21 protein-coding genes are annotated in these 21194 nt (G+C 64.8%); 5 read left to right on the forward strand and 16 right to left on the reverse strand.

All coding sequences use genetic code 11. From position 1 onward, the window contains the following. Positions 1-58 precede the first annotated feature (58 nt). The 8 genes from GH664_RS15565 to GH664_RS15600 form a co-directional block, all read right to left on the reverse strand. The gene (locus GH664_RS15565; protein WP_096453053.1) at positions 59-1132 is read right to left on the reverse strand and encodes a glycosyltransferase; all 1074 of its coding nucleotides are present in this window, start codon (positions 1130-1132) and stop codon (positions 59-61) included. A gap of 276 nt (positions 1133-1408) precedes the next feature. Then, positions 1409-1795 carry a hypothetical protein gene (locus GH664_RS15570; RefSeq protein WP_034928700.1) on the reverse strand — a complete coding sequence of 129 codons (387 nt, stop codon included), beginning with the start codon at positions 1793-1795 and terminating at the stop codon, positions 1409-1411. A gap of 90 nt (positions 1796-1885) precedes the next feature. Further along, entirely contained in the window at positions 1886-5047 is a 3162-nt protein-coding gene (locus tag GH664_RS15575) for a CusA/CzcA family heavy metal efflux RND transporter (RefSeq protein WP_096453055.1), read from the reverse strand. Positions 5048-5057: 10 nt separating this feature from the next. After that, on the reverse strand, positions 5058-5399 hold the full coding sequence (locus GH664_RS15580) for a P-II family nitrogen regulator (protein ID WP_034928697.1): 342 nt from the start codon (positions 5397-5399) through the stop codon (positions 5058-5060). A 15-nt stretch (positions 5400-5414) separates the two neighbouring features. After that, on the reverse strand, positions 5415-7004 hold the full coding sequence (locus GH664_RS15585; RefSeq protein ID WP_034928694.1) for an efflux RND transporter periplasmic adaptor subunit: 1590 nt from the start codon (positions 7002-7004) through the stop codon (positions 5415-5417). Position 7005: 1 nt separating this feature from the next. Beyond that, positions 7006-8352, reverse strand: coding sequence for a TolC family protein (locus tag GH664_RS15590; protein WP_228111558.1), 1347 nt, complete (start codon positions 8350-8352; stop codon positions 7006-7008). Between the two features lie 140 nt (positions 8353-8492). Beyond that, positions 8493-8852 (reverse strand): hypothetical protein, encoded by a 360-nt coding sequence (locus tag GH664_RS15595; protein ID WP_034928692.1) that lies wholly within the window; start codon positions 8850-8852, stop codon positions 8493-8495. 69 nt (positions 8853-8921) lie between these two features. Continuing rightward, entirely contained in the window at positions 8922-9254 is a 333-nt protein-coding gene (locus GH664_RS15600; RefSeq protein WP_034928689.1) for a DUF4148 domain-containing protein, read from the reverse strand. Positions 9255-9422: 168 nt separating this feature from the next. Here GH664_RS15600 and GH664_RS15605 point away from each other — a divergent pair, with 168 nt between their 5' ends. Continuing rightward, a complete protein-coding gene (locus GH664_RS15605) occupies positions 9423-10112 on the forward strand; it encodes a heavy metal response regulator transcription factor (protein ID WP_034928687.1) in 690 nt (229 codons plus the stop codon). Further along, the gene (locus GH664_RS15610; RefSeq protein WP_034928685.1) at positions 10109-11452 is read left to right on the forward strand and encodes a heavy metal sensor histidine kinase; all 1344 of its coding nucleotides are present in this window, start codon (positions 10109-10111) and stop codon (positions 11450-11452) included. The genes GH664_RS15605 and GH664_RS15610 overlap by 4 nt, the downstream gene beginning before the upstream one ends. Before the next feature lie 71 nt (positions 11453-11523). Here the strand turns inward: GH664_RS15610 and GH664_RS15615 are convergent, their stop codons facing one another. Both GH664_RS15615 and GH664_RS15620 read right to left on the reverse strand, forming a co-directional pair. Further along, on the reverse strand, positions 11524-13758 hold the full coding sequence (locus GH664_RS15615) for a cation-translocating P-type ATPase (protein WP_211164110.1): 2235 nt from the start codon (positions 13756-13758) through the stop codon (positions 11524-11526). Between the two features lie 191 nt (positions 13759-13949). Beyond that, positions 13950-14462, reverse strand: coding sequence for a hypothetical protein (locus GH664_RS15620; protein ID WP_034928684.1), 513 nt, complete (start codon positions 14460-14462; stop codon positions 13950-13952). Positions 14463-14580: 118 nt separating this feature from the next. Here GH664_RS15620 and cadR point away from each other — a divergent pair, with 118 nt between their 5' ends. From cadR to GH664_RS15635, 3 genes are all read left to right on the forward strand, one after another. After that, positions 14581-15051, forward strand: a complete 471-nt coding sequence (cadR, locus tag GH664_RS15625) for a Cd(II)/Pb(II)-responsive transcriptional regulator (protein WP_043743675.1) — start codon at positions 14581-14583, stop codon at positions 15049-15051. Positions 15052-15171: 120 nt separating this feature from the next. Next, the gene (locus tag GH664_RS15630; RefSeq protein WP_228111559.1) at positions 15172-15525 is read left to right on the forward strand and encodes a hypothetical protein; all 354 of its coding nucleotides are present in this window, start codon (positions 15172-15174) and stop codon (positions 15523-15525) included. Continuing rightward, complete coding sequence (locus tag GH664_RS15635; protein ID WP_034928676.1) at positions 15522-15734, forward strand: GDCCVxC domain-containing (seleno)protein; 213 nt, start codon at positions 15522-15524, stop codon at positions 15732-15734. The genes GH664_RS15630 and GH664_RS15635 overlap by 4 nt, the downstream gene beginning before the upstream one ends. A 155-nt stretch (positions 15735-15889) precedes the next feature. Here the strand turns inward: GH664_RS15635 and GH664_RS15640 are convergent, their stop codons facing one another. The 6 genes from GH664_RS15640 to GH664_RS15665 all read right to left on the reverse strand — a co-directional run bounded on the left by GH664_RS15640 (position 15890) and on the right by GH664_RS15665 (position 21178). Next, positions 15890-16834, reverse strand: coding sequence for an electron transfer flavoprotein subunit alpha/FixB family protein (locus GH664_RS15640; protein WP_153169002.1), 945 nt, complete (start codon positions 16832-16834; stop codon positions 15890-15892). Positions 16835-16843: 9 nt separating this feature from the next. Continuing rightward, positions 16844-17593: an electron transfer flavoprotein subunit beta/FixA family protein gene (locus tag GH664_RS15645; RefSeq protein WP_153169003.1), complete on the reverse strand. Its 750-nt coding sequence runs from the start codon at positions 17591-17593 to the stop codon at positions 16844-16846. A gap of 39 nt (positions 17594-17632) precedes the next feature. Next, complete coding sequence (locus GH664_RS15650) at positions 17633-18085, reverse strand: MaoC/PaaZ C-terminal domain-containing protein (RefSeq protein ID WP_153169004.1); 453 nt, start codon at positions 18083-18085, stop codon at positions 17633-17635. Next, a complete protein-coding gene (locus GH664_RS15655) occupies positions 18082-19158 on the reverse strand; it encodes an alkene reductase (protein WP_228111561.1) in 1077 nt (358 codons plus the stop codon). The genes GH664_RS15650 and GH664_RS15655 overlap by 4 nt, the downstream gene beginning before the upstream one ends. A gap of 13 nt (positions 19159-19171) precedes the next feature. Further along, complete coding sequence (locus GH664_RS15660) at positions 19172-19939, reverse strand: SDR family NAD(P)-dependent oxidoreductase (protein WP_153169006.1); 768 nt, start codon at positions 19937-19939, stop codon at positions 19172-19174. 195 nt (positions 19940-20134) lie between these two features. Next, on the reverse strand, positions 20135-21178 hold the full coding sequence (locus tag GH664_RS15665; protein WP_153169007.1) for a ferredoxin--NADP reductase: 1044 nt from the start codon (positions 21176-21178) through the stop codon (positions 20135-20137). Positions 21179-21194: the final 16 nt, after the last annotated feature.

Raw genomic sequence — 21194 nt, forward strand, 5'->3', positions numbered from 1 at the left:
GGCTTAGCGTACGATTTTTCCCTTTCGTGAGCCGACCCCGACTACTGCACCCGATTCGCTATCGACGCACCAACCCCTCATACATCGCCACATAGCAACCAACGACGGCAGCCCTGGAATGATGGGCTCGCACGGTATGGGCGCCCCGCTCGGCAAGCCGATGCCAGGCAGTCGGCCCCGCCGTGAGCAATGACCGCAGACATCCTGCAAGTTCGTCGGGCCGACCCGTTGCAACAACGAGCCCATTGTCTTCCGCCTGAATCAACTCGCGAGCGCCTACCGTGTCGGTGGACACAACCGGCAGTCGATGTGCCCAGGCCTCGAGAATGACATTGCCCAGCGGCTCATCGCGTGACGGGCAGATGAAGATATCGGCCAGATGAAAAATCGGCGTCGTCTGCATCTGCCAGCCGAGCCATCGTGTTCTGTGCTCGATACTTAGCGCCGCCGTTTGGCTTGCCAGCTTCGTGCATAGGGGTCCATCCCCGGCAATCACGAGAAAAAGGGGACGTCCGCCGATATGAGTCGGCAACGCTGCAAACGCCTCAAGGAGGTCCGAGAAGCCCTTCTTGGGAATCAGGCGTCCGAGCGAGAAGAGCACGATGGCATCGGCAGGAATTTCATACTGTTTGCGCAATGCGCCGATGAGGCTGGCCGGCGTGGGCGCAGGTGGCTCGACGAAGTTTCCAATACGATAGACGCGCTGAGCAGGCAGCCCTTCTCTGATCAGATAGTCGCACAGGGCCTTGCTGTTTCCGACCCAGGCATCGGCATGCCGATAATAGCCATCGATCTTGTAGAAGCCGCCCAGCCGAGCGACGTGAACAGCCGACGCACTGCGTGGAATGCGTGTCAGCCGCGTCGCCCGCCCCATGTAGGTTTGGACGATATCCGGCCGAAGACGATGAATCAGCCGCCGAATCGAGACGACGGATGCAAGGTCCCATCCACTTCGCATGGGTACGCCCTGACATGTCAAATCGGACGGCAAGGTCTGCGCCACCATTGCACCGGGGCGCGTTACGGCAACGACCTCCTGCCCTTCGAAATTTGACAACGCAGGGACAAATCGGGAGTAAAAGCTTTCTGCGCCGCCCAGTTCCCGACTGCCGATGATATGCAATGAACGCATGATTTGACGCCTGTGAAGTTATCTTTGGAACAATTGATTTGGGCAACGCGCGCGATGGGGCTTCGCTGTCGAGGCTGCTGCCGTACAGGCGCACAGTCGCAGCCTCAATCGCCCACGACGCCAAGGGGACGAGGCAGTACGCGGCACTGAACGGTGTGCATAAGGCGTGACCGGCCGCCCGGTGCCGGAAGCGACACCAGGGAGCGCAACAATGAATGCGGATCAGGCGGCTGCTCGAAACGTGCTCAGCACGTAGAGCGCAATGGGTGCGTCAAGTCATCGCAATCGGAACCATACGGTTGCCTCACCCCGCCCGGGGAGGGCAACCACGGCCACAAACTTCATGCCGGGGATGATCTTGAAGTGGCCTTGCACCTCGAATTTCTCCCCGGCGGGCAAGAGCGCGGTTTCGATCCTTTCCTTACCCGACAGCAAAGTGACTCTTGCGGCGCCTCCGGTGACGGCAACGCTCTTCCCATGATCGCGAAGGTAGAGTTGCAGCAGGGTTCGCGTAGCCACGAGTTCATAGTCCACTTCATTGACTTCGGCCACCATGCCGCCATGTCGGGGCACATGGTCCTTGTCATGGTCATGCCCGCCTGCGGCGAAGACGCTGAAGGACACCAGGACGATCACCGTTGCAATGACAGAAGCGTGTTTCATGCGACCTCCATGACGAAGGAGAGAACCGCGGGTGGATCGGGTCTATCGGGCGAAAGCGCAGCGGTCCGTACCCTTCCGCCCCACACAGGATCAATGGGCGGGAGCCAATGTCTCCGCGGGTGACGCCATTCGCCTCTCGCGTCCATGGGCGATGCGATACAGCGCCGGCAGCACGAGCAGCGTCAGTGCGGTAGACGACAGGATGCCGCCGATGACCACAGTGGCCAGTGGCCGCTGCACTTCGGCACCGGTACCGACCGCGATCGCCATGGGAACGAACCCGAGCGATGCGACCAGCGCCGTCATCAGCACGGGACGCAATCGCGTCAGCGCGCCCTCCCGGATCGCGTCATCGAGATCGAAGCCGTCATCGCGCAGACTCCGGATGTACGAGATCATCACCAGGCCGTTCAGCACGGCCACGCCCGACAGCGCGATGAAGCCGACACCGGCGGAGATCGACAGCGGGATATCGCGCAACCACAGCGCCAGGATGCCGCCGGTCAGCGCGAAGGGGACGCCGGTGAAGACCAGCAGCCCGTCCTTGACATTGCCAAACATCATGAAGAGCAACGTTAGGACAAGCAGCAACGCGACCGGCACGACGATCTGAAGCCGTTTGGCGGCCGACTGCAACTGCTCGAAGGTGCCGCCCCAGGTCGTCCAGTACCCTGTGGGCACCTGCACCGCCGTGGCGATCTTCGTTTCCGCCTCGGCGACGAAGGAACCAATGTCGCGCCCGCGCACGTTGGCGGTCACCACAACCCGACGTTTGCCGTTTTCGCGGCTGATCTGGTTGGGGCCGGGCGCAGACTCGATGCGTGCGACATCGCCCAGCCGGACGAAGCCACGCGCGCCGTTCTCGCCGGCGGGCACGCGGATTGGCAGACGGCGGATCGCCTCGAGGTCACCGCGAATCGCATCGGGCAACCGGACCAGGATGTCGAAGCGCCGGTCGCCCTCGAACACCGCCCCGGCCTCCTGCCCGCCGAGCGCAGCCGAGACGCTGTCCTGGACGTCGGCGACGTTCAGGCCGAGCCGGGCAATCTGATTCCGCTCAATCCGGACCGTCAGCATGGGCAGGCCAGTGGTCTGCTCCACCTTCACGTCGGCAGCACCCGGAACCCCCTCGAGCACGGCGGCAATGCGTTCTGCCGTCTCGTTCATGGTGTCCATGTCGTCACCGAAGACCTTCACCGCCACGTCGCTGCGAACGCCCGAGATCAACTCGTTGAATCGCATCTGAATCGGTTGCGTAAACTCGTAGTTGTTGCCCGGTATCTGACCGACCGCACGCTGCATCGCCGCGACCAGCTCACTCTTGGACTTCTGCGGGTCCGGCCACTGGTCCCGCGGCTTGAGCATCACGAAGTTGTCGGCGACATTGGGTGGCATCGGGTCGGTGGCGATCTCGGCCGTACCGATCTTGGCGAACACGTTGTCGACTTCGGGGAAGGTCTTGACCGTGCGCTCCAGTTGCACCTGCATGTCGATCGATTGGCTCAGGCTCGTGCCTGGAATGCGCAACGCATGAAGTGCGACGTCGCCCTCATCGAGGCTCGGGATGAATTCGCTGCCCATGCGGGTCGCCAGTAGCCCTGACAGCACGATGCTGACGCAGGCGATCGTCAGAACCAACGGCTTGCGCGCCATGACCCAGTCGAACGCCGGGGCGTAGCCGCGCTTGGCGATCGTCATCAGCCGATTTTCGGTCTCGCTGACCTTGCCGGACAGAAAGAGCGCAACCGCTGCGGGTACGAAGGTGACCGACAGAATCATCGCGCCCAGCAATGCGGTCACGACGGTAAAGGCCATCGGGTGGAACATCTTGCCTTCGACCCCGGTCAGGGCAAAGATCGGCAGGTACACCACCATGATGATGAGCTGGCCGAAGAGCAGCGCCCGCCGCGATTCCTTCGACGCCACGAAGACTTCGTGAAACCGCTCGTTGCGCGTCATCGGCCGGTCGAGCGCAGCCTGCGCGTGGGCGAGGCGGCGCACACAGTTCTCGACGATCACCACGGCCCCATCGATGATGATGCCGAAGTCCAGGGCGCCCAGGCTCATCAGGTTGGCGCTGACCCGGTTCGTCACCATGCCGGTGAAGGTGAATAGCATCGCCAGCGGGATCACCATCGCGGTGATGAGCGCCGCACGGATGTTGCCGAGAAACAGGAACAGGATGGCAATGACCAGCAGAGCGCCCTCGGTCAGGTTCTTCTTGACCGTGTCGATGGCCTTTTCGACCAGGATGGTGCGGTCATAGACCGTCTTGGCGACGATGCCCTCGGGCAAGGTCTTGTTGATTGCCTGCAGGCGTGCGTCGACCGCCTTCGACACGTCGCGGCTGTTCTCACCGATGAGCATGAACACCGTGCCCAGCACCACTTCGCGGCCATTCTCGGTCGCGGCACCGGTGCGCAGCTCCTTGCCCAGGCCCACTTCAGCCACATCGCGGATGCGTATCGGGACCCCTTGGGCGTGGCCGACGACGATATTGGCGATATCGTCGATGCCGGCGACCTGTCCCGGTGCGCGGATCAGATACTGCTCGCCCCGACGCTCGATATAACCTGCCCCCACGTTGGCGTTGTTGCGCTCGAGCGCCGTGACCAGATCGCTGATGGCCAGCCCGTAGGACACCATGCGCTCGGGCAGGGGTGCCACCTGAAACTCCTTTGCATAGCCGCCGATCGTGTTGATCTCGGTGACCCCTGGGACGGTGCGCAATTGCGGCTTGATGATCCAGTCTTGAATCTCGCGCAGATCCATCGGTGTGTACGCGCTTCCGTTGGGTTTTTTCGCGCCCTCGGTCGCCTCGACCGTCCACATGTAGATTTCGCCCAGCCCGGTGGCGATGGGGCCGAGCGCCGGGGCGAGGCCGGCCGGCAGTTTGCTGCGGGCCTCCTGGATGCGCTCGTTCACCAGTTGCCGGGCAAAGTAGATGTCCGTGCCGTCCTTGAACACGACGGTGACCTGGGACAGGCCATAGCGCGACAGGGAACGGGTCTGCTCGAGATTGGGCAAACCGGCCATCGTGGTTTCGATCGGGAAGGTCACGCGCTGTTCGGACTCCAGCGGGGAGTAGCCGGGTGCTTCGGTGTTGATCTGGACCTGGACATTGGTGATGTCGGGCACCGCGTCGATGGGCAGACGCTGATAGTTGTAGATTCCGACGCCGACCATGCCGAGCACGGCGAGCAGCACGAGCCATCGTTGATCGATGGCGAAGCGGATGATGCGTTCGAACACGAGCCTCTCCTCAAAGCGCCGCGGCGTCGCGTTCGCCGGTGCGAATACGGACCGCGGTGACGAGTTCGACGACACCGACCATCCCGTCGCCCGGTTGCCCCGTGCGTGCCGCCGCCGCGACCGCGTCGACGATGGCGGACGCGTCATCGTCCTGGCACAGGATCAGCAGCACGAGCACATCGTGGGCGTGGGGATTCCATTCATCGGCGACGAACCGGTGGTCCGGCCCATGCCCGCGGGGATGGCCTTTCGCGCCGAATACGGTGAAGCCGGGGCAATGCGGGAGCGTTTCGAGCGCCGTCTCGACGGCGTCGAGGCGGTGGGGGCGAATCATGGCAGTGATCTGTTTCATGTCGGGGGCTCCCGGTCAGTGGTCGTGGCTGGCGCCGGCCTTGCCGAGCTCCGCCTTGATGACATAGCTGTTCTTCGCCGCGTAGCGCTCGCCCGCCTGCAGGCCTGCCAGCACCTCCACGTGTCGGCCGTCGCTGCGACCCAGTTCGAGCGGGCGCGCTTCGAAGGCGTCGCCGTAGCGGCCGAATACCACCTTCCAGTCGCGCAGATCCTGGACGGCGTCCACCGCGACCGCGACCGGCACCTTCGTTTCCGCGGCGACGACGGTGACGGACACCGGCAATCCCGGTCGCCAGACACCGGAGGGGTTCTGCACCACGATGCGGGCGATGCCAGTACGGGACTGCTCGCCGATCAGCGGGCTGATGAAGGTGACCCTGCCCGGCGCCGACGCGTCGAAGGCGCTGGCGCGGATCGTTACCGTCTGGCCTGCGGCGAGCGCACCCAGATCCTGCGCGGACACCGGCGCCTCCACCCATACCGACGACAGGTCCGAGACGGTGAAGACCGCGGCGTCCTCCTTGACCGCCTCGCCGACCGACAGGCGTTTGTCGGTCACGACCCCGTCGATCGGGGAGCGAAGCTCATAGCGCGTGAGTGCGCTGCCGCCCGAAGCAACGCTGCCCAGAGTGGCGAGCTTCTGTTGTGCGCTCTGTACGGCAATCTCGCCTTCCTGCATGACGGTGCGCGCCTGCAGCATGTCCTGCTCGGGCGAGATCTTCTCCTGCCACAACGTCCTTTCACGCTCGTAGGTGGTCCGCGCGAGTGCGAGACGACGCTGCGCGGCCAACAATTCGGTACGCTGGTCGGCGAGCAATTGACTGCTCAGCACGGCGAGCACCTGTCCCTTGCGCACACGTTCGCCTGCGCTGACCGCCACCGACTCCACCAGGCCGGCCAGCCGCGGGACGACCTGCACGGTACGATCACTGTTGTAGCGCACCTCTCCCAGTAACTCGAGCGCTGTTCCGATCGTGGCCGGCCCCGCTTCGGCGAGCTCGATTCCGGCGCCCTGGAGCTGTGCATCGGTCATGGTGACGCGGGCCTCGACCTGTTCGTAGCCGAGCTGGTAGCGTTTTCCTTCGTAGTCCGCCTGTACCTTGACCGCAAAGGAGTGCGGCTCGGCCACGACCGCATCGCCCTTGAGGTAGTCCCCTTCCTTGATGAAGCTGAAACGTTGCGGCGACTGTCCCAACCGCTCGAGGACGAGCTGGATCTGGCTCTGCGCGACATCGAGCGGCTTGCCCTCCCAGTACGTGTAGAGCCGGAATTGAGGTTCCGCCCCGGTTTCGAAGATCGTCACCTCGATGCCGTAGCGGCCATCGGTGAGCAGCTTGCCGCCGTGTGGACCTTTGGCCGGTTCGGCGGCGGCCTCGTGGTGCTCTTCATCGGCATGCGAGGCATCGTCGGCGTGGTCGGTCGACTTGGCCTGACCGTGATGCTCCTCCTCGGCGTGCCCGGGCGCCTCCGGGTGGGCGGCATGCCCATGTTCGTCAGTGACGGCCTTGTTGCCATCGGTCGCAAGAATCGCTGCACCCAACGCGAGCCCGACGACGAGCACGGCGACGATCGCCCAGTGTGTGTTCTTCGGTTTGGTTTCTGCCATTTCACTCTCCAGTGCGCCGGACCGTTGCCGGCGCGAGCGGGGTTTCGGTTGATTCGTCGAGGCCGAGCAGCCGGTCGAGGTCCGCGCGGGCGCGGTGGGTATCGGCCAGGGTGCGCAGGTACTGGCTGCGGGCCTGCAGCAGCGTGCGCTGCGCATCGAGCGCTTCGAGGAAGCTGAACTTCCCCAGTTCGAAGCCCTTCGCCGCCGCGTCGTAGGCACTTTGGGCGCCGGGCAGCACCTGCTCGGCGAAGAGCTGGGCTTCCTGGCGTAGCGACGCCAGGCGCGCACGGGTCTCCCGCGCTTCGGCCGACACCTGCAACTGGCTGGCGGAGAGTCCTTCCCGAGCCTTCTCCTCGCGCTTGAGCGCCTCGAGCAGGTTGCCCCGATTCGTATCGAAGATCGGCAGCGGGACGGACAGGCCGACGATGGCCTGGTTGCGCCCCAACTCTTCAGACCGCTTCGCCCCCAGGCTGACGGTGATGTCCGGGATTCGGCGCGCCTTCTCGAGTTCCGTCAGCGCCTGCCGTCGGTCGATCTCCAGTCGGGCGCGGCGCAGGGCCGGCGCGTTGTCGAGCGAGCGCTCGAGATCGGCCATCGACGGGACCGCGGGCAACGCATCGAGCTGGGCGTCCAGCCTCCACGACAGGCCGCCGGGCTCGCCGAGCAAGGCCGCCAGCCGCGCCTGCGCACCGACCCACTCACTGCGCGCCTGACTCAGTTCGACCTGTACGCCCGCTTGCGCAACGTGGGCCTTGGTCTCCTCGATGGGCGCCACCTTGCCGGCCTTGACGCGCTGGCCGGCGGCCCGGCTTGCCCGCTGGGCAAGCTCCATGGCCTGCTCGGCCAGGCGCACGCGCTCCTGTGCGGTCAGCGCGTCGTAATACGCGGAGGTGACGGACGCGCGGATCGCGAGTCGCCTTGCCGTGAGTTCCTCGGCGGCGATGTCGTGGCCGCGCTCGGCCGCCAGCATGCGCGCCGCGCGTTTGCCGCCCAGCTCGATCGTCTGGTTGAGCTGGAGCGTCGTCGTCCGCGTCTGACGCTGGGTGTCCTCAAGCAGGTAGGCGATTTCGGGGTTGGGGCGGCTGTGCGCTTGCTGGCTCGCGCCGGCCATCGCCTCCACCTCGAGCCGCGATGCGGCCAGTTCCGGGTTCTGCGCGTGGGCCAGCGCGAGCGCTTGGCCTAGCGACAGGGTGCCACTCACTGCCGCGTCGCCGGCTGCCGGCTGCGAACGCCATGCTGGCGCTGGCGCGGCCGGCGCGGAAGTGGGCGGGTTCTGCGCCCACGTCATGAGGGGAAAGCACAGTGCGACGCACAGGCCGATGCCGCGCGAAGGGTCGATCTTCGTCATTGAGTCCTCGTCTGGACGGCGTCAGGCTCGCTCGGGCAATGCGCCCGGCGAGACGGATCAAAAGGAAACCGACGAGGGCGGCCACGCGACCGGTGCTCAACCGATGCGTGGATCCATGAAACCCGAACTCGTCGGCGGAATCAGACGAGGAGGGATGCGGGCGGGCGAAGGAGGTTGTCCGGCGGCGGCTCGGACAGCGGGGAGCGATAGGGACTGTCGCCCGAGCGGTCCGGGAAGACCTCGAGACTGTGCGTGGCGGCAAACAGGGCGTGCGGGCTATGGCTGTGGTCGTGATCGGCGCTGCAACTGGCGTCACACGCCTTGCTCGTCCCGTGATCCGAGCGCTCGGTGCCGTCACGGTCCGCATGATCGTGCGTGTGATGACCCAGATGAGCGCGCTTCAGGGAACCGCCTTCGTGCGAGCAAAATGCCGCCACGGCCGCGGTGCTCCACTGCAGCGGCAGAAAAAACACGAGGAGGACGATCAGAAGCTTGCGCACGCACCGATTCTACAGGAGGTCTCAGGGTTGGAAATGGGGTGGCATCAATCCGTGGCGCGAACTGGAGGCTCAGTTCGCGCCATAGAGTTCCTCCATGTAAGCGCGCTCGGCAGGCGTCACGTTCTTGAGTTCCTGCAGGACCTGCTCTCGCGTTTTGCCGGGGCCCGCGTTCGTATCCGGCATCGGCAGATCACGCAGGAAAGATTCGTAACTTCCGTCTGCCTTGGCCTGCGCAAGCTCGCGCATCACGTCAGCGCGGGTCTTGGTGCTTTCACCATGGTCGGGATGAAACGTCCAGCCCACCTCGGTCGTCGTGCGATGCCAGACGTCCGCGTACGAGACGGTGGGGGCGACCAGAAGGCTGGCGATGAGCGCAGTGGAAGTGAGTATGCGAGCGACCATGATGGAACTCCTGTCGAATCATCCGTGACGCCAGACCGGTTTGGGCCTGCCGATGCCTTGAGGGTGAAGGCATGAATCGACTATACGAAGGCCGCTTCGTCAATTTGCGAACTGCCGCATTACGTTTTTGTAATGTCCGGCTCAGCCGGTTCTTGACATAATTCGATCATGAAAGTCCTGGTGATTGAAGACGAGCCCAAGCTTGCCGACTATCTTCGCAAGGCCTTGTCGGAGAGCAGCTACGTTGTCGATGTCGCCAATGACGGGGCCACCGGACTGCACTTCGCCCGCGAAGGGCAATACGATCTGATCCTGCTGGATGTCATGCTGCCGGTCGTCGACGGCTTCGGCGTCCTGAACGAACTGCGCAAGAGTAATCAGGTTCCGGTCCTCATGCTGACGGCGCGCGACAGGATCGAAGACCGGGTACGGGGGCTACAGGACGGCGCCGACGATTACCTCGGCAAACCGTTTGCGCTGTCCGAACTGCTCGCGCGGGTGCAGGCCTTGATGCGCCGGGGTGCCCTTTCCGCGTCACCCGCGGCGGAACTCAACATGCTTCGCCTCGAAGACCTCGAACTCGACCTGATGCGCCGCAGGGCGACCCGCGGCGGGCTGCGGCTGGAGCTGACCGCCAAGGAGTTCACGCTACTGACGTTGCTGCTGCGCCGGCAGGGGGAGGTCCTCTCCCGCACCGTCCTGGCCGAGCAGGTCTGGGACATGAATTTCGACAGCAATACCAATGTCGTCGAAGTCGCCGTTCGCCGCCTGCGCGGGAAACTGGACGATCCCTTCGACCGGAAGCTTCTGCACACGGTCCGGGGGATGGGCTACGTGCTCGAAAGCCGGGAAGAATGAAACCGGCGGCCCCTCGTTCGCTGCGCCGGTGGCTCTCGCGAGGGCTTGCCCTCCTGACCCTCGTCGGCTTGGGTCTGGTCTGCGCAGCCGTGTATGTGGCCACACACTTGAGTCTGGCGTCCCGGCAGGCGGTTTCGCTCGAGCAACATCGTCAGGTGATTGAACATCTCGTTGAAGAGCTTACGACCCCGGGCGACCTGGCCATCTTGCGTCACAAGCTCGACGACTTTTTTGCCGGTCGATCCGATCTGCGCTTGCGCCTGCGCTCCGCATCGGGCCAGTGGGTCTACGGCGCCGATGATCGAGGCCTCCTCATGCTCGCAAACGAGAAGCGGGTGGTCTTCGAGATCGCTTCTCCAACACATCCCTTCGCCCTGATGCAGGCAGAACTGACGTTGGACGTTTCATCCGACGATCAGTTGCTGCGCGGACTTGCATGGACACTGGCCGCCTGCGCCTTGACAGGCACGATCGCGATTTCATTGGGAGGAGCGTGGCTGGTGCGTCGAGCGCTCGAGCCGGTCAACGAACTGGCGCAACAGGCGATGCGTCTCGTGCCCGAACGGCTCGCAGAACGGCTCGACGGCGCCGCGCAGGCAGAGGAAGTGCAGCCGCTGGTTCAGCAGTTCAACGCCGTGCTCGAACGCTTGCAGGGAGCGTACATCCAATTGGAAGGTTTCAACGCAGACGTCGCACACGAACTGCGAACCCCCTTGACGACGCTGATAGGGCAGACGGAACTGGCGCTGAAGGGCAAAGGTGACGCGGCTGAGCTTCGCGACATCATGGGTTCAAACCTCGAAGAGCTACACCGTCTTTCGAGTCTCGTGCACGACATGCTGTTCCTGTCCAATGCGGACCGGGGCGTCAAGGCACGCACCCGCACGATCAGCAGTCTTGCCGCGCTTGCGCGTGAAGTCGCCGAGTACCATGAGGCCCCGCTGCTCGAGGCGCGGCTCACGATCGGGATCATTGGCGATGCCGTAGCGTGCGTCGATGGTCGTCTCGTTCGGCAGGCGCTGTCGAATCTTTTGTCGAATGCCACCCGATACGCGCAACCTGGCACGACGATCGAGGTCGATATCCACGAAGCGGCGCCGGGAGAAGTCGCGTTATCCGTTACCAATACGGGTCCCGAGATTGCCGAAGAGCACCTTTCTCGCCTCTTTGACCGTTTCTACCGGGTCGATGCTGCGCGCAAGCATGGCGAGGATAACAACTATGGCTTGGGCCTTGCGATTGTTGCCGCGATCGCGCGCATGCATGGGGGGCGGACGTTTGCTCGTTCCTCTCAGGGAATGACGACGATCGGATTCTCGGTTCCGTACAGCGACCGGTAGCGTTGGTCAGCGCCCGTTTCGCAGCGGCTGCTCGCATGCACGATACTTCTCCTCCACCGATGTTCCGTCCCTCAGTCCGTGCGTTCGGTCGGGCGCAAGAGGCGCAGGCCGTTGAACACGACGAGCAGGCTCGCGCCCATATCGGCAAACACGGCCATCCACATCGTGGCCGACCCCAGAAGAGCGAGCACCAGAAAAACGCTCTTGATGCCGAGCGCCAGGGTAATGTTCTGCCACAGTACCGAATGCGTGCGCCGCGACAAACGGATCGTCTCGGGGATACGGCGCAGATCGTCGTTCATGATCACGATGTCAGCCGCCTCCATCGCCGTATCGGTGCCCGCCGCGCCCATGGCGATCCCCATGTCGGCCTGAGCAAGTGCCGGCGCATCGTTAATGCCGTCCCCTGTCATTGCCGTAGGACCATATTGGCGCTGCAGGTCGCGAATCGCAGCGAGTTTGTCTTCAGGCAGTAGATTGCCGCGGGCATCCTCGATACCGGCCTGCGCGGCAATCGACCGTGCGGTCGCTTCATTGTCGCCGGTCAGCATCACCGGGGTGACCCCCAGCGCACGCAATTCGGCAATGGCAGTCCGGGACGATGCCTTGATCGTGTCCGCGACCGCGAACAGGCCCAGCACCTTCGTCGACGAGGCCAGCAGCGTGACAGTGCGTCCTTGCGATTCGTGCTCCGCCAGCCGTGCCTCGAGTTCAGCACTGCACTGGCCGCGATCTTCGATCAAACGGTGGTTACCCAGAGCATGGACGTCGTCGCCGACGCGCCCCTGAACACCGCGCCCCGCAAGGGCATTGAATTCGTCGACGGCCTCCAGCGGGTGATCGAGCCCGGCCGCAATGGCTTTCGAGACCGGATGGTCCGAGTGGGCGGCAAGGCTTGCGGCAAGGCTCCCGGTTCGCTGCTCGGTATGGTCGGCGGCGATGGCGTCGAAGGCCACGAGGCGTGGCTTGCCTTCGGTCACGGTGCCGGTCTTGTCAAGCGCGATCGCCTTGATCTTGCGCGCATCCTCGAGGTACGTTCCACCCTTGATCAGAATGCCCCGTCGTGCAGCCGCGGTGAGCCCGCTCACGACGGTCACCGGTGTGGAGATGACCAGCGCGCAGGGACAGGCGATGACGAGCAGGACCAGCGCCTTGTAGAGCGCATCAAGCCATGGCCAGCCGAATCCCAATGGTCCGACGATCGCCACCGCCAGCGCGATCACGAAGATGGCGGGCGTGTAGATCGCCGCGAAACGGTCGACGAATCGCTGCGTGGGCGCCCGCGTGCTCTGTGCTTCTTCCACAGCATGAATGATGCGTGCCAGCGTCGTATTGCTCGCCACGGCCGTCACGCGACATTCGAGCAACCCGGTTTCATTGATCGTCCCGGCAAAGACGAGATCGCCGGGTTGCTTGTCGACGGGAATACTTTCGCCCGTGACCGGCGCCTGGTTGATCGCACTGTTTCCGACGGTCACGACACCATCAAGTGGCACACGCTCGCCGGGTTTCACGCGAATGATGGCCTCCAGGTGCACCGAGGCCGCCGCGACGCGCACCCAACTTCCGTCCGCCTGCCTCACCTCGGCTTCGTCAGGGGCCAGGGCCATCAGGCTCGTGATCGCATTGCGTGCCTGGTCGACCGCGCGCGCCTCGATCAACTCGGCGATGGCATAGAGCGCCATGACCATGGCCGCCTCGGGCCACTGGCCAATCACGAATGCGCCCGTGACGGCGACGGACATCAGGGCATTGATGTTCAGGCGAGCACGACTGAGCGCGACGAGCCCCTTCTTATAAACGCTCAAACCCGACAAGCCGATTGCCGCAGCAGCAAGGGCCATACCCACGACCTTGACCAGGAGGGTTGCCGGTGCAAGGTAGGCCAATGCTTCAGCGCCCACCGCCAAGATCAGGGCACCCATCAGCCGCGCGAGCCCAGCTCCGATTCGCCGATCGTCGTCAGCGGACTCGGCTTGCAACGTCTGGCCAGACTGCCCCGCATCGACGAGATTGATCTCGAAGCCCGCCGCACGTATTGCATCTTGTGCCTGTTGCTGCCCGGCCGCGCCGGCCGTGATCATAAGCGTGCGCGTACCCAGCGCGAAGCCAAGCCGGCGAACCCCGACGACCGACGACAGCGCCTGCCTGATCTCCATCTCTTCGGTAGCGCAATCCATTGCCGGAATGCGATAAACCGTATTCTCGGCCGCCGCGCCGGGCAAAAGCTCCTGCGACGGCGTCGCGTCCTGCGCGCATGCACCCCCGACATTGCAGAGCTGGGTATCTTCAGTCACTTTGTTCATGATCACGCTCCTTGACGCCATTGAAAACCCTGTAGTGACCACAGAGTCAACCACTTACCCTAATCAGCGCCTCCTCGGTCGGGCAGTCCATGTGGGTGATGACGAAAACGGATTGCTTCATGGTGGTCCTGCACGAGGAATGCAACGGTCGCTCGCGGGGCATGACACCGAAGTGACCACCCCGGGACGGCTCACTTCGGCTGCGGCTGCTGCGACATCCACTGCTGATGCTGCATCATTTGATCCATCATCATCTGCTGCATCGGCATGTATTGCTCCATCATGAATTGGCGCTGCTTGAGTTGCTCGGGCGTCAGACGCCGGTAGTCCCCCCACATGGGCCCGCCCATCATGCGGCCGCCCATACGGCCCTGGCCCATCATCGGCGCCCCGCCGCAACACCCCATCATCCCCGGTGCCCACATGCCGTGCATCATCTGCATGTTGTTCTGCATCGTGGTCCAGTGGTCCTGGAGCAGTTTCTGCCGCGCCTGGGGATCCTCCGTCTGGCGGATCCTGTCCATCTGCTCCTGCATCGCTCTCATGTTCTCCTGCACCTGCGCCATCTGCTTGTCAAAGTCCGTCGTGCCGGGGGCCTCCTGTTTCGTCTGCCCGCCCGCGCCGGCTGGCGGGTCGGCGGCAAAGAGGGACGGCGCCGGCATCGCGAGGGCCGCGGCCAATCCCAACGTGATCAATGGTTTCATCTTGCGCTCCTTTCGAGGGTTCCCTGAGTCCTGCCCGCTGCGGCAGTGTCAACATTGAAAACCCTGTAGTCGCTCCGGGGTCAACGGCTTAGCATGAGCAATCGTGCGAGGAGGTGTCATGCGGATCGGAGAACTTGGCCAGGCGACCGGCGTCGATGTCGAAACGATTCGCTACTACGAGAAGGCGAGGTTGCTGCCGCCGCCCGCCCGGGCAGCGAATGGCTACCGCGCCTACGGCGCGGCACACCTGGAACGCCTGAGCTTCGTCCGCCACTGTCGGGCGCTTGACATGTCGCTTGCGGAGATCAGGCACCTGCTCGATTTCGTCGCCCACCCGGAGGCCGATTGCGGTGAGATCAACCGGCTGATCGACGAGCATCTCGGACGGGTGCGGGCGCGGTTGAAGTCCCTGAACGCCCTGGAGAATCAGTTGGTGGCGTTGCGGGCGAGCTGCGGGGCCGGGCACGTGGCTGCGGACTGCGGCATCCTGCACGAACTGGAGGCCGCCGCCCATGGCGAGGCGTGCGTATGCCATCCGGCGGGGAGAAAACATCCAGCAGTGACGACGCAAAAAGCGAAGGAACGTTGATCGGCGCTGCGTTGCGGCGGCTGGTCAACGAGTCTTAACGTACGATTTTTTCCCGTTTTCTGAGACGACCCTAAGATGAAAAAGATGATGGCTCAGATGGGCTCGGGCGGCGAAGGCCCCATGGACATGATGCAGAAGATGATGGGGCAGATGGGAAGTCAGCCCGGCGGCGAGGCCGGCAACCCCATGCAGCAGATGATGGGAATGTGCTCGGAAATCCTGGCGGCCATCCACAAGACAACGTCGATGGCCGCGCTTGCTACGCCCGAACTTCACACCCTGTTCGGCGAGTGGATGGAAAGCCTGGAACGTGAGGCGCTCGCGGCACTGGACGACCAGGGCGCGGCAGATGCAACGGCCCTGGCGACCAAGCTCAAGATCAGCGAGGCAAGCGCAATTCATGTTGTTGCGCACCTTGCCAGCAAGGGCAAGGTAAGTCTGAGCGTCCGCGCCACCGGGCAAGGTGCGCCGTGAGTCCCATTGTCCTGGAGTCCGTGTTGACGTGCCCACGCTGTGGATATGCCCAGCAGGAAACCATGCCGACCGACGCCTGCCAGTTCTTCTACGAGTGCTGCAACTGCAAGGCGTTGCTGCGCCCCAACCCCGGCGACTGCTGCGTGTTCTGTTCCTTCGGCTCGGTGAAATGCCCGCCGATTCAGGCGCAGCGCGGGTGTTGCGGGTAGCGCCCAGCTTTCACCGGCATCATCGACAGCCCGCCTTCGCGCGGGCTGTTTGCATCGTGGGGCTGAGGAACGGCTTAGCGTACGATTTTTTCCGTTTTCTGAGACGACCCGTATGTTGGCCAACGCCCTTCCCTCCAGTTACCGCGGATCGACTCTCAGGCTGCTTCCAGGCTGGACACGAGGGTCGGCACCGCTTCGAAAAGATCCGCCACCAGGCCGTAGTCTGCCACCTGGAAGATGGGTGCGTCCGGATCCTTGTTGATCGCCACGATCACCTTGGAGTCCTTCATGCCTGCCAGGTGCTGGATCGCGCCCGAGATCCCGACTGCGACGTACAGCCCGGGCGCGACGATCTTGCCCGTCTGGCCGACCTGATAGTCATTCGGCACGAACCCGGCATCGACGGCCGCGCGCGACGCACCCAGCGCCGCACCCAGCTTGTCCGCCAGCGGATCCAGCAGGCGGTGGTAGTTTTCACCGCTGCCGAGGCCGCGCCCGCCGGACACGACGATCGAGGCCGCCCCCAGTTCGGGACGCTCGGACTTGCTGAGCTCGCGACCGACCACGCGGGACAGGCCCAGATCCGGCCCGGCCGCCACCACTTGCACCGCCGCCTCACCGCCGAGCGGCGCGGCATCGAAGGCGGTGGAGCGGATCGTGAGCACGTCGAGCGGCTGGTCGGACTCCACCGCCACCATGACGTTGCCGGCGTAGATCGGGCGCTCGTAGCGACCGGGGGCCGCCACCGCCACGACGTCCGAGACGGCCGCCACGTCGAGCAGGGCCGCCACGCGCGGGGCCAGATTCTTGCCGAAACTCGTGGCACCGACAAGCACCGCGCGGTAGCCGCCGTCGGCCACAATCCCCGTCACCAGCGCCGCCAGGTTTTCGGCCAGCGGTTCGGCGTAATGCGCCGCATCGACCTTCAGCACGCGGCTCGCGCCCGCGATCGCCTGCGCCTGCGCGACGGCAGCGTCGCAACCGTGCCCCGCGACCAGCACATCGATCTCGCCGCCGAAACGTGCAGCGGCCGACGCGGTATTGAGGGTCGCCGTCGCCAGACGGCCGTTTTCGTGTTCCGCAATGAGCAGTGTCTTCATGTTTCCGCCTCAGATCACCTTTGCTTCGTTGCGAAGCTTGTTCACCAGTTCGGCCACGTCGGCCACCTTGACGCCGCCCTTGCGTGCAGCCGGTTCGGCGTGGCGCACCTGGCGCAGCCGCGGCGCAATGTCCACGCCCAGATCGCCGGCCGCCACCACATCGAGAGGCTTCTTCTTCGCCTTCATGATGTTGGGGAGGGTCGCATAGCGCGGTTCATTCAGCCGCAGATCCGCGGTAACGACGGCGGGCAGCTTCAGCTCGAGCGTTTCGAGGCCGCCATCGATTTCACGCGTGACATTGACGACACCCTCGCCGAACGTCATGCGCGAGGCGAACGTCGCCTGCGGCCAGCCCAGCAGCGCAGCCAGCATCTGGCCCGTCTGGTTCGCATCGTCGTCGATCGCCTGCTTGCCACATATGACCACCTGCGGCTGTTCGCGTTCGGCGACCGCCTTGAGCAGGCGGGCCACGCCCAGCGGCTGCAGTTCGACGTCGGTCTCGACCAGGATCGCGCGGTCCGCGCCCATGGCAAGCGCGGCACGCAGGGTCTCCTGGCTGGCCGAGGTGCCGCAGCTCACCGCCACCACTTCGGTTGCCCGTCCCGCTTCGCGCAGGCGCACCGCCTCCTCGACCGCGATCTCGTCGAAGGGATTCATCGCCATCTTGACCCCAGCGAGCTCGACGCCGCTATGGTCCGACTTCACCCTCACCTTCACGTTGTAATCGACCACCCGTTTCACCGGGACCAGAATCTTCAATTTGCACTCCTTCCTGACTGATCGTGTATCGAGGAAAAGTCACGCGGCCGCTGCTTCGCGCCGCAACATGACCACATGATTGTCGAAGCTCACCAGTACATGGCCTTTCTGGTTGAACAGTTCGAAACGGGAGACGAGCAGGCCGCGCTCGGGCCGGCTGGCAGGCTGCCGTTCGACATGCGTCACCCGCACGCGAAGCTCGTCTCCGGCCACGCCGGGCCGGTGGAAGCGCAACCGCTCCCAGCCACGTCCCGCGATCGACGAGGTGTCCTCGTGTGCCACGGTATGGCTGAGGCGGATCGTGATCGACAGCAGGTGCACGCCCGCGGCAAACAGCTCGCCGATGGGCGATCTGGCAGCGGCCGCGTCATCGACGTGCGGCGGGAACGGGTCCCATTCCGAAGCGAACGCCTTGATGTTTTCCGCGCTCAGCACATAGCTCTGCACCGACTCCCGCGGCTGATCCAGGACGACATCTTCCCAGTAGATCATGCGATCGCTCCCTCGGCCCGCGGATAATCGGTATAACCTGCCGCGCCGGCGGTGTACAGCGTCCGACGGTCGAAGCCGGCCAGGATGCGCCCGTCGCGCAGCCGGCTCACCAGATCGGGGTTTGCGATGAAATGACGGGCGAACGAGACCGCCAGCCCCAGCCCTCGGGCAACGGCCGCCTCGGCGGACGCGCCATCGAAGCCATCGTTCAGGATCAGCCGTTCGCCGAAGGCCTCGCGTGCCAGCGCGAAGGCGTCGATGCCCGGCACCGTCGCCTTCATCACGTGGGCGTAGGCCAGACCGAGTGTTGCCGCCTGGCGCGCCAGTTCGGCATGGGTCGCCGCCGAGTCGCCGTCGCTCGTGTCGTTGAAGGTGTTGCCCGGATTGAAACGAAGCCCCACCCGGCCCGGTCCGATGGCCTCGGCCATTGCCTGCAGGCATTCGAATGCGAAACGCACCCGGTTCTCGACACTACCGCCGTATTCGTCGCTGCGGTGGTTGGTTCCCGAACACATGAACTGCATCGGCAGATAGCCACTGGTGCAATGCAGCTCGACGCCGTCAAACCCGGCCTCGCGCGCATTGAGCGCCGCCTGACGGTGCTCCTCGACCACGGCACGGACTTCTTCGGTGCTCAGCGCGCGCGGCATGTCGAAGGGCTGCATTCCCGCCGCATCGGTGTAGATCTCGCCGGCGGCCTGGATGGCCGACGCCGACACGGTCTCGACCTTGTCGCCCTTGATGTGGCGGCTGCCGATGCGGCCCGCGTGCATGATCTGCAGCACGATGCAGCCGCCGCGCGCATGCACCGCATCGGTCACCCGCCGCCAGCCGGCGATCTGCGCTGCCGTCGCGATGCCCGGCTGGCGGCAGTAGGCCTGCCCGGCTGCGCTCGGCCAGGCACCTTCGGCGACGATCAGTCCGGCATCGGCACGTTGTGCGTAATGCAGGGTCATCAGTTCGCCTGGCACGCCATCGGCGTCGGCCCGATTGCGCGTCATCGGCGCCATCACGATACGGTTTGAAAGCGCGAGTTCCCCGAGCCGTACGGGGCTGAAGAGATGAGGCAGCACGGGCATCCCCTCCTCAGAGCGCGGTCACCAGCACCGCCGAGCGTCCACCATCGACAGGCAGCGTAGCGCCCGTAATGTAGGAGGCCTCGTCGCTGGCGAGAAAGACGATGGCATTGGCAAGCTCTTCGGGCCGGCCGACGCGCCCCATGGGAATCAGCTTCTCGGTCGCCTTGCGCGAGGCTTCGTCGGCGAGCATGCCTGCGGTCGCCGGCGTCTCGACGACGGCCGGCACCACCACGTTGACGCGCACGCCGTGGGGCGCGCCCTCGGCCGCGGCGGCACGGGAAAAATTGTCGATCGCAGCCTTCGCTGCCGAGTAGCCCGACATCCAGGGCGTGCCAAGCGAACCGCAGATCGAGGAGACATTGACGATCGCACCGCCCTTGCCCTTCATCAGGCGCATCGCGGTGCGCGTGCCCCAGAAGGTGCCGTCGACCGACGTGCTGAAATTGGCGTGCCAGTCCGCGGTGGACATTTCCTCGATGCTGCCCCACGTGTAGGCCATCGCATTGTTCACCAGGATGTCCAGGCTGCCGTGGCGCTTCGCCGCCGCTTCCAGCGCAGCGGTGAAGCCCGCCTCGTCACTGACGTCGGCGACGACCGCTTCGGCCTTGCCGCCTGCCGCAGCAATTTGCCCGACCACTTCATCGAGCGGCCCCTGCCGGCGGCCGCACACGATCACCGTCGCCCCTTCCTGCGCGAGACGCCCCGCCGTGGCTGCGCCGATCCCGCTGCCACCTCCAGTCACGAACGCCACCTTGCCCTGCAAACGACCCGTCATGAATGTTCTCCTCGTCCTGGTGCGCGGAAAATCCGCAAACGTCTTGCATGAGGAGTGAAGATACGGGTTCGGGCCAACGCTTTCATCGTCCATTAAGACTATCGGCAGCGCGACGCCATTCGGCTACAAGCCGTTGAAAAAAAAGGAACCCTCGCCCGCTCATGGGCGAGCGCGGGCGGCGGCGAAGAGAGCCTTTCAGCCAGGAAAGCGAACCCTGACCCGCTCACTCGTCGGGAGTGCCTGGCAGCTCAGCGTCCAGCGCTTGGCCAGGTCCTTGGCGTCGAGCACCTCGTTGTGGCGCAGGTGCACTTCGCCCTCCACCACCTGGCACATGCAGGACGCGCACATGCCGGCCTGGCAGGAATGCGGGGCGTTGATGCCGGCCTTCAGCGCGGCCTCGAGCAGCGTCTCGCTGCCGGCCACTTCCAGCGTATGCACCTCGCCGTCGAGCTCGATCTCTACCGTGGCGCGTTCGACCGTCGTCGCGGGAGGTGGGGCCGCAGCGTTGATCGCCGCAACATCCTCTTCATCCGGCAACGACACGAAGCGCTCCACATGCACGCTCTCGGCCGCCATGCCGGCATTGCCCAGCGCCGATACCATCGCGTCCATGAACAGGCCGGGGCCGCAGATGAAGGCCTGCGCCTGCACCCACGGTCGGGCCAGCTCCGCCAGTTGTGCCACCGAAGGCACGCCCTGCACCGAATCGAGCCAGTGGATGACCTGCAGGCGCGTGGGATGCGCCGCCGCGAGCACCCTCAATTCGTCGCGAAAGATCACCGAGCGCTCGTCGCGATTGGCATACAGCAGGCAGATGCGCCCCTGGCCATGCGCCAGCACCGAACGCAGGATGGAAAACACCGGCGTGATCCCGCTGCCGCCCGCGCACAGCAGGAAATCCCCCTGCAGCGAGGCAGGCGTGAATACGCCCGCCGGCGCCATGACTTCGAGCGTAGCGCCCGGGCGCACGTGATCGCACACCCAGTTCGAGCCCCGCCCGCCGGTCACTCGCTTGACCGTGACCCGCAATGTGGCATCGAGCGTTGGCGCACTCGACATCGAGTAGCAGCGCGGCAGATGACGCCCCAGCACCGGCAGGCGCAGGGTCAGGAACTGGCCGGGGCGGTACTTGAAGGTCTCGGCCAGCTCGGGCGGCACCTCGAATACGACCGACTTCGCGTCGTGCGTCTCCTCGGTCACCGCCCTCACCGTGAGGGCGTGATAGCGCTGGGCGGTCATGTCGCGTCGTTCTCCG

This window comes from Thauera sp. 2A1, from assembly GCF_009469595.2.
Taxonomy (GTDB): Bacteria; Pseudomonadota; Gammaproteobacteria; order Burkholderiales; family Rhodocyclaceae; genus Thauera.

What these genes read in the sequence shown, in the direction of transcription:
- GH664_RS15610 (WP_034928685.1), top strand. Translation starts at nt 10,109, where the DNA reads ATGAAACCGGCGGCCCCTCGTTCGCTGCGCCGGTGGCTCTCGCGAGGG.
- GH664_RS15570 (WP_034928700.1), bottom strand. Translation starts at nt 1,795, where the DNA reads ATGAAACACGCTTCTGTCATTGCAACGGTGATCGTCCTGGTGTCCTTC.
- GH664_RS15640 (WP_153169002.1), bottom strand. Translation starts at nt 16,834, where the DNA reads ATGAAGACACTGCTCATTGCGGAACACGAAAACGGCCGTCTGGCGACG.
- GH664_RS15565 (WP_096453053.1), bottom strand. Translation starts at nt 1,132, where the DNA reads ATGCGTTCATTGCATATCATCGGCAGTCGGGAACTGGGCGGCGCAGAA.
- GH664_RS15590 (WP_228111558.1), bottom strand. Translation starts at nt 8,352, where the DNA reads ATGACGAAGATCGACCCTTCGCGCGGCATCGGCCTGTGCGTCGCACTG.
- GH664_RS15620 (WP_034928684.1), bottom strand. Translation starts at nt 14,462, where the DNA reads ATGAAACCATTGATCACGTTGGGATTGGCCGCGGCCCTCGCGATGCCG.
- GH664_RS15630 (WP_228111559.1), top strand. Translation starts at nt 15,172, where the DNA reads ATGGACATGATGCAGAAGATGATGGGGCAGATGGGAAGTCAGCCCGGC.
- cadR (WP_043743675.1), top strand. Translation starts at nt 14,581, where the DNA reads ATGCGGATCGGAGAACTTGGCCAGGCGACCGGCGTCGATGTCGAAACG.
- GH664_RS15665 (WP_153169007.1), bottom strand. Translation starts at nt 21,178, where the DNA reads ATGACCGCCCAGCGCTATCACGCCCTCACGGTGAGGGCGGTGACCGAG.
- GH664_RS15650 (WP_153169004.1), bottom strand. Translation starts at nt 18,085, where the DNA reads ATGATCTACTGGGAAGATGTCGTCCTGGATCAGCCGCGGGAGTCGGTG.
- GH664_RS15605 (WP_034928687.1), top strand. Translation starts at nt 9,423, where the DNA reads ATGAAAGTCCTGGTGATTGAAGACGAGCCCAAGCTTGCCGACTATCTT.
- GH664_RS15585 (WP_034928694.1), bottom strand. Translation starts at nt 7,004, where the DNA reads ATGGCAGAAACCAAACCGAAGAACACACACTGGGCGATCGTCGCCGTG.
- GH664_RS15600 (WP_034928689.1), bottom strand. Translation starts at nt 9,254, where the DNA reads ATGGTCGCTCGCATACTCACTTCCACTGCGCTCATCGCCAGCCTTCTG.
- GH664_RS15580 (WP_034928697.1), bottom strand. Translation starts at nt 5,399, where the DNA reads ATGAAACAGATCACTGCCATGATTCGCCCCCACCGCCTCGACGCCGTC.
- GH664_RS15615 (WP_211164110.1), bottom strand. Translation starts at nt 13,758, where the DNA reads ATGAACAAAGTGACTGAAGATACCCAGCTCTGCAATGTCGGGGGTGCA.
- GH664_RS15660 (WP_153169006.1), bottom strand. Translation starts at nt 19,939, where the DNA reads ATGACGGGTCGTTTGCAGGGCAAGGTGGCGTTCGTGACTGGAGGTGGC.